Genomic DNA, 805 nt, shown 5'->3' on the forward strand with positions numbered 1-805 from the left:
GTCTTCAATGCTCGGCTGATAGCTCATGAGCGTTCCTCGTTCATGATGGGCCGGTAGTTATCCTCGCTGGCCGGGTCACCCGCCGCGCCAAGCAGCGAATGCCGCACGCGACCATGGGGCAACCAGGTCAGCAACTGCTCACGCTTGCGCCAACCGGCGGTCTGCGGGTTGGCCAGTATCTTCCCGGCCTCCGGGTGGCGTTGCGGGAAGTCCGGCCCCAGTTCCATCACGCACCTGGCCAGTGTCTCGGTCTGTCGAGTGGAGGTCAGCTGGTAGCGCTGCCCCAGCTGGGTGGCCTCCTCGACCACGTGACGCCGCTTGTCGGCTGGTGATTGGGGATAAGGCTCAGCTAGCGATCGAGCCAGCGCTTGTCGTGATCTGAGCTGGGCCAGCTTGCCGAAGTGCTGATACTCCGTCTCGCCAATCGCGAACTGGCGACCCGGTGTGTTGTCGGCAGGCGTTTCGGCGTTGACGGTGACGCGCAACAACCGCCCGTGCACTTCGTCGTTGCCGGCATCCAGGCCCATCGCCGGCATCAGTTCGAGCTCGGGCGGCAATGTCATCGAAGGCGACAAGCTCATTACCATGGCGTCCAAGGGCGCCATCAGGGCGGTCAGTTTCCACTTCGCCAGTGCCTGGCTCATGTCCAGCGCCACCCGGGGGTAGTAGAAACGGAAATACACCGGCGCCTGGTCGTTGGCCGGGGTCCACAGCATGGTGAACTTGCGCAGGTGGGTACGCAGCTGTTTCAGGGTGGCCGTGGACTGCAGCAGGATGCCCCAGTGATGGTCCTGGGGCAGGCCCT

The 805-nt window shown here is 64.2% G+C and carries 1 protein-coding gene; it reads right to left on the minus strand.

Going from position 1 to position 805, the window contains the following annotated elements; translation table 11 throughout:
• Positions 1–23: 23 nt before the first annotated feature.
• On the minus strand, positions 24–805 hold a 782-nt coding region (locus HHA01_RS14695; protein WP_141322068.1), incomplete at its 5' end, for a DUF4123 domain-containing protein.

Origin of the sequence: Halomonas halmophila (genome assembly GCF_006540005.1) — a bacterium.
GTDB classification, from domain to species: Bacteria; Pseudomonadota; Gammaproteobacteria; order Pseudomonadales; family Halomonadaceae; genus Halomonas; species Halomonas halmophila.